The organism is Veillonella sp. (assembly GCF_019414865.1).
In the GTDB taxonomy this organism is placed as follows: domain Bacteria; phylum Bacillota; class Negativicutes; order Veillonellales; family Veillonellaceae; genus Veillonella.
The window spans coordinates 1-7,111 of record NZ_DXLG01000081.1; the positions used below are offsets into that span (position 1 = coordinate 1).

The window sequence follows — 7,111 nt, forward strand, 5'->3', positions numbered from 1 at the left end:
CATTTGATGGATGCCGTTTTTTCTATGTATTTTATTATTTTAATAAAGTAAGATATTAGCAATAAATCTATTAGCAATAAATTTATTAGTTATAAATCTATTGGTAAAAAGTAAACTATTAGTTAGATTTTGCTCTACTTACTACTTTAGCCATGAATTTTTCGTTATTAATTACAAATCTTTCATGAGTTCCTCGACCAATGATACCAACGCCATCAGATGCTTCGATGTCAAAAGTGATTTTACGTCCCTCTACAGCGCTAACTGTAGCTTTAGCGGTTACTGTTGCACCAAGTGGAGTAGGGGCTTCATGGGTAATGGATAAAGCAATACCGACAGTGCCTTCACCATCTTCTAAATATGGTTGTACTGCTGCTTGTGCTGCTTCTTCCATTAATGCACACATAGCTGGTGTAGCAAAGACCTCTAAAGAACCAGATTTCATTGTTTTAGCAATATTGGATTCTGTAACTGTTACAGTCGCCGTAGCTGTTTGACCTGCTGATACCATAATATACCTTCTTTCATTAAGAAAATTCTCGTTATAATGATATTATACATCTTTCTATAATTTTTATGCTAATGTAATAATACATATTTATAGATACTACCAGTTAAAAGTAATTATTTTTAACTGGTAGTAATTGAAAAAATGGAATATATAGGCTAATTATCGAATATAGAAAGATTGCTAATTAGAATAGAATTAAAGAAGGGGAACTATATATAACAGTCCTATAGAATCCGTGATATAATGGAACTAGTTTTTATAAAACGAGGTATATATGAGTACAAGAAAATTAAAGCCTTCTGGTGAAGGTTGGGTACAGTTAATAGCAGGCATTGGTTTTGTCATTCTATTAATTGCCATCAATATAGTAGATCCTACATTTTATCCAACTATGTGGCATTTAGCAACGAGTGGATCTATGGATGAAATAGCAGAGTATATCCAAGGCTTTGGTCCTATGGCCATGGTTGTAAGTATGCTTCTCGATATTTTTGTTAATGCTGTTGGGTTCTTACCATCTATCTTTATATCTACAGCAAATGGATTAGTATTCGGTATGTGGCCAGGTATTATTATTTCTTGGCTTGCAGAAACAATCGGTGTAGTCATTAGCTTTTACATTATGCGTTACTTCTTGCGTGATACGGCGGATAAGCTTATTGCTAAGAGTACGGTATTGATGAAAGTAGATGATTTCTCTGGTAAAAATGGTTTTGTGGTTATGCTATTTGCACGATCCTTACCATATTTTCCATCTGGTGTTATTACAGCATTAGGTGCTATTAGTAAAATTAAACCGAGAGATTATATCTTAGCAAATTTAATCGGTAAGTTTCCATCTACAGCTCTTGAAGTTGCCATTGGTACAGATATTGTAAACTTCCAAGAGAATATGGGCCGATTAGGAATTATTGTTCTTGTTGCAGGTGTTGTATACTTCATTCTTTGGAAAGTATATAAGAGCTATATTAATAAGAAGAATGCAGAACAAGAACATGATCCTAATGCGTAATTTTTTTATGTAGTAATATTTTTAACTTAGTATATATGAAAGAGGCGATTGTATGAGTTTTTCTCTTCCTGAACGTGTAACTTTAAAAGGTCCAAATTTCATTCGCGAAGTATTTGAACGTGGTGTTGGCGTAGAAGGCTTTATTAGCTTTGGTATTGGCAACCCAGCACCAGAAGCGATTCCTGTAGAAATCATTGAAAAGGCATTCGATGAAGTCGTTCATTCTAATCCAATGAGTTTATTACAATACGGCCCAATGCAAGGTGATGCACGTTTAGCGGAATTAACATTAGATCGTCTTGTAAAAACACATAAGATGAATCCAGAAGGTCAAGGCCTTATCATCTCTAATGGTGCAGGTCAACTATTAGGTCTTGTACCAATTACTGTATTGGAACCTGGCGACGAAGTATATATGGATGAATTTACTTTCACAAGTGCCATCAATTCTGTACGCAACATGGGAGGTAAAGCAGTAGGTATTAAGACTGATGAGTACGGCATGATTCCTAGTGAATTAGAAAAAGCAGCTCAGTCTGGTAAAGGTAAATATATTTATCTAATTCCTAATTTCCAAAATCCTACAGGTATTACAATGCCATTAGAACGCCGTAAAGAAATTTACGCTATTGCTTCTAAATATGATTTATTCATCTATGAAGATGATCCATATGGTGAAATTCGTTTTGCTGGTGAATACATTCCAACATTCAAATCTTTTGATACTGAAAATCGTGTTCTTTATGCCGGGTCTTATTCGAAGACATTATCTGCAGGCTTACGTGTAGGTTTCCTATTTGGCCCAGAGAAGGTAATCGAAGCTATCCAGGCTCTAAAGAATAATACAGCTGGTCAAATGCCATTAGTTACGCAAAAGGTGGTAGCAAAAGTTCTTGATACTATTGACTATGATACGCACTTAGAAAATGTACGTAAAGTATATAAGACTAAATGTGATGCTTTGCTTAATGCATTCAATAAGTATGCAAGTTCTAAGGTTAAGTTAACTCAGCCTACAGGTGGTATGTTCGCATGGATGACGATGCCTGAGGATGTAGATTGTGACGAATTCTTTGAAACGTGTATGAATCGCAATGTAGGAATCATTAAGTGTGGTGCTTTTGCTGCTGATGGAGCAGGGGAAGGCCATGCATTCCGCTTAAGCTATACAGTACCAACAGTAGAAGAAATCACAAAGGGCATGGAAACTCTTGGTGCCTTAACTAAAGAGTTCTGTGGCGAGTAATATATTGATAAAGTTTGATATGACATGATACAATGTAACAGTAGATACATTGTATCTACCATATAGAGAAAAAGTTTTACATATAGATGTGAGGTAGTTCCTCAAAGAAAGTAGGTGTTTACTATGGGTTGCGGTAGCAGCAGTGATTGTGGCGGATGCCCATCTAAATCTTCTGGTTGCGGTGGCGGCGCTCCTCAACAACCTCAAGATCTTACAGCTCCTTTACACGAGCTTAGTTCTGTTAAACATGTAATCGGCGTAGTATCCGGTAAAGGTGGCGTAGGTAAATCCTCCGTTACAAGCTTAATGGCTATTACTATGGCGCGTAAAGGTTACAAAGTTGGTATCCTCGATGCAGATATTACAGGTCCTTCTATTCCTAAAATGTTTGGTATCAAGGAAAAAGCATATGCTGACGAAATTGGTATGTATCCTGTAAAATCTAAAGGTGGCATTGACGTTATGTCTGTTAACCTCCTTTTGGAAAATGATACAGATCCTGTTTTATGGCGTGGTCCTATTTTAGGCAATGTTGTAAAACAATTCTATACAGATGTAATTTGGAAAGACATCGATTATTTATTCGTTGATATGCCACCAGGAACAGGTGACGTAGCGATTACAGTTTACCAATCCTTGAAATTGGATGGTATCATCATTGTTACATCTCCTCAAGACTTGGTATCCATGATTGTTGAAAAAGCAGTTAAGATGGCTGATTTAATGCAAGTGCCTATTATTGGTGTCGTGGAAAACTACTCTTACTTCCATTGCCCAGATAACGGTAAGGATTACCAAATCTTTGGTGAAAGCCACATTGAAGAAATCCTTCAAAAATACGGTCTATTATTGTTGAATCGTTTGCCAATTGATCCAACTATTGCAAATCTTTGCGATAAAGGTGATATTGAAGCTATTGAGAAAACAAATTTAGAAAACGTATCTTTACCAGAATAGGATTTATATGATAATGAAAGCTGTGCATACCTAGTGATGCACAGCTTTTTCTCACATATTTTTATCTTGAAATATATTATATTTATCATAAGAAGATATAAATATATTTCTAACTTCATATACTACTGATATATACTAAAGACACCGTAGCATAGAGGGACGATTGTGTTGGTTGTTCACTCTGCGATGCCTTGGTATTTCAGCAGGTATATATTTTGGTTTTTTCCTATGTAGGAGGTATGTGTATGAAAAAACTATTAAACTGGATTATTCCAGCGGCCTTCGGGTTAGGCCTTTGGTTTATTCCGACTCCAGAGGGGTTAACTCCTCAATCTTGGCATTTATTCGCCATCTTTGTTGCTACTATCGTAGGCTTTATTACTCAGCCATTACCGATTGGTGGCGTATCTATCATTGTAATTACTGTGGCGGCTTTGACGGGTACTTTGAAAATCGGCGAAGCTATCTCTGGTTTTGCTAACTCTGCTATTTGGTTAATCGTAGGTGCGTTCTTATTCTCTCGTGGCTTTATTAAAACTGGTTTGGGGAAACGTATTGCGTATAATTTGATTGCTGCTTTTGGTAGTAGCTCCTTACGTTTGGCTTATGCATTAGCATTATCTGATTTAATTTTGGCTCCAGCAACTCCATCTAATACAGCTCGTGTAGGTGGTGTTATCATGCCAATTACTACAAGCTTGGCAAAAGCGTTCGGTTCTGAACCTCAAGATGGTCCTCGTAAAATTGGTTCCTTCTTGATGCAATCTATTTATCAAGTTAATACAATTACATCTGCTATGTTCCAAACATCCATGGCTGGTAACACATTGGTTGCAGCATTGGCGCTTCAATCTTTTGGTATTGGTATCACATGGGGTGATTGGGCTATGGCGGCCATCGTGCCTGGTATCATTGCATTGCTTATTATGCCGTACTTTATTTACAAAGTATATCCACCTGAAATTACAGATGCTCGCGAAGCACAACAAATGATTAAAGAAGAGTTAAAAGGCCTTGGTAAAATGTCTTTCCAAGAATGGGTTATGCTAGGCGTATTTGTTTTGGCTTTAGTTTTATGGGCTACTTCTCAATTTACTAAAATTGATGCTACAACTGTTGCATTCTTAGGTATTTCTATTTTGCTTGCTACAAGTGTTCTTGTATGGGACGATGTTAAAAGTGAAAAAGGTGCTTGGGATACATTAGTTTGGATGGGTACATTAATGGGCTTTGCCGGTTTCTTGTCCAAATTGGGCTTCATCAAATGGGCAACAGTACTTGTAGGCGGTTATATTCCAGAAGGATCTTGGATTATTGCCTTTGTTATAGCTGTACTTATTAATACATATTCCCACTATGTATTCGCATCTTTAACTGCACATATTTCTGCAATGTTCGTAGCATTCTCTGCAATTGCTATCTCTGCAGGTGCACCACCAATGTTGACATTGTTGATGATTGCATTCACATCTAACTTGTGTATGTCTTTGACTCACTATGCTGCAGGTCCATCTCCTGTAATCTTCAATACTGGTTATGTTCCTCAAAATACATGGTGGAAACTAGGTTTCTTCGCATCCGTAATCAACTTGATTATCTTTATGGGCCTTGGTTCCTTATGGATGAAAGCAATCGGTATGTGGTAAGACCAGATATCCAGAATTTTATATACTTGTAATACATTAAAAACTATATATGTCATAGTTTGATTATAGTGTGGTTACAAAATATACGAAAAGCCGTCCCACTTGGGGCGGCTTTTTTGTGATAAAATAAGAGCAGTTAATATATTATTAATGTATATGTTGTAAAATTATACGTAAATGAACTATTCATGGTGAATATACGAATAGCATCATTATTTTACATAGGAGGAATCTATGAAATTTGATAATGAACAGTTATTGAAATATATTGGTGCTTGTACATCTCCGTATCATACAGTAGATACAAGTTTACAAATGTTATTGGATTCAGGTTTCACAGAACTTAATTTAGATGATGAGTGGCAATTAGACTCTGGTTCTTATGTAGTTAATGTATTTGGTACTACTTTGTTTGCTTTTCATATAGGAAAGAAACCAGAACACACATTACGTATTGCTTCAGCGCATACGGACTTTCCTGCAATTCGGGTTAAACCAAATCCTATTACATCAGTAAAAGGTTATACCAAGTTAAATGTGGAAATGTACGGTGGTCTCATTGAAAATACATGGCTTGATCGTCCTTTAGGGGCTGCGGGTACAGTCGTATTAAAAGGTGATAATGCTTTTGATGTAGACTCTGTATTGGTTGATACAAAACGTCCTATCGCAATCGTTCCAAACTTAGCTATACATATGAATCGTTCCGTTAATGATGGCGTTAAATTAAATCGCCAAAAGGAAATGCTTCCTATATTAATGATGGATCGTAAAAATAAGGAAAATTCTTCAAAATCTTTAACTGATAGAAGTAATCCAAGTTTATTCCCAGAATCTGACATTCAATATGATGAGTGGACTACGTTCATAGCTGAAGAGGTAAATTGTGATCCATCTGAAATTTTGTCTTATGAAATGACATTATACCCAACAGAACAAGGCTGTGTACTTGGCACAGAAGGTGATTTCATTAGCGCCCCTCGCCTTGATAATTTAACATCTTGCTTTGGTGTCCTTTCAGGGATTATTCAAGCACGTAAACATAATGCTAATGGTGTACGCTGTGCTATTCTCTTCGATAATGAAGAGGTAGGAAGCCGTACAAAACAGGGTGGGGCAGGCATGCTTTTACCAAACCTTGTTAAACGTGTATATGATGCATTGGGATATTCCAATCAAGAGATGGAAAGTTTCATTTCAAAAGGATTTATGGTTTCCTCTGATGTAGCCCATGGTTTACATCCAAATTATCCTGAGAAAAACGATATCACTAATATTCCTACACTTAATAAAGGGGTAGCCCTAAAAATAGCATGTAGCCAATCTTATGCCGGTGATGCCAGAGCTATTGCCATCGTTAAAGGTTTGTGTGATGAAGCTGAGGCAAACTACCAAATTTATGTAAATCGTTCTGATATACCAGGGGGCTCTACTGTAGGGTCTATTTCATCTGCTATGTTGCCGATGAGAACCATGGATGTGGGGTTACCATTATTGGCAATGCATTCTGCACGTGAGTTGATGGGGGCCAATGACCAAGAACAACTGAACCGATTAATGAATCATTTCTTAGGTGATTAATTATATAGTATATAGAACTAGTTCGATGTACATCGATAAAAGACATATGAGTTTTTCTCATGTACAGCAAATAATGTATTTTATGATTTCATAATTAATATAATCCTTTAAATATGTGGAAAATATTGTATAATAGTTATATGTAATTATGAATATTA

The 7,111-nt window shown here is 36.3% G+C and carries 6 protein-coding genes; 5 read left to right on the plus strand and 1 reads right to left on the minus strand.

Translation table 11 applies throughout. The annotated features are described in order from the left end of the window. Window positions 1–118 precede the first annotated feature (118 nt). A complete protein-coding gene (locus QZ334_RS05905; RefSeq protein WP_213466932.1) occupies window positions 119–511 on the minus strand; it encodes a thioesterase family protein in 393 nt (130 codons plus the stop codon). A gap of 274 nt (window positions 512–785) precedes the next feature. Between QZ334_RS05905 and QZ334_RS05910 the strand changes: the two genes are divergently transcribed. The 5 genes from QZ334_RS05910 to QZ334_RS05930 all read left to right on the plus strand — a co-directional run bounded on the left by QZ334_RS05910 (window position 786) and on the right by QZ334_RS05930 (window position 6,953). Continuing rightward, a complete protein-coding gene (locus tag QZ334_RS05910) occupies window positions 786–1,523 on the plus strand; it encodes a TVP38/TMEM64 family protein (protein WP_295232730.1) in 738 nt (245 codons plus the stop codon). 52 nt (window positions 1,524–1,575) lie between these two features. Continuing rightward, window positions 1,576–2,769, plus strand: a complete 1,194-nt coding sequence (locus QZ334_RS05915; RefSeq protein WP_295232731.1) for a PLP-dependent aminotransferase family protein — start codon at window positions 1,576–1,578, stop codon at window positions 2,767–2,769. A 123-nt stretch (window positions 2,770–2,892) separates the two neighbouring features. Continuing rightward, complete coding sequence (locus QZ334_RS05920; RefSeq protein WP_295232734.1) at window positions 2,893–3,726, plus strand: Mrp/NBP35 family ATP-binding protein; 834 nt, start codon at window positions 2,893–2,895, stop codon at window positions 3,724–3,726. Between the two features lie 245 nt (window positions 3,727–3,971). Beyond that, window positions 3,972–5,372, plus strand: coding sequence for an anion permease (locus tag QZ334_RS05925; RefSeq protein WP_295232736.1), 1,401 nt, complete (start codon window positions 3,972–3,974; stop codon window positions 5,370–5,372). Between the two features lie 234 nt (window positions 5,373–5,606). Beyond that, window positions 5,607–6,953 carry a M18 family aminopeptidase gene (locus QZ334_RS05930; RefSeq protein WP_105094254.1) on the plus strand — a complete coding sequence of 449 codons (1,347 nt, stop codon included), beginning with the start codon at window positions 5,607–5,609 and terminating at the stop codon, window positions 6,951–6,953. The last annotated feature ends 158 nt before the right edge of the window (window positions 6,954–7,111 follow it).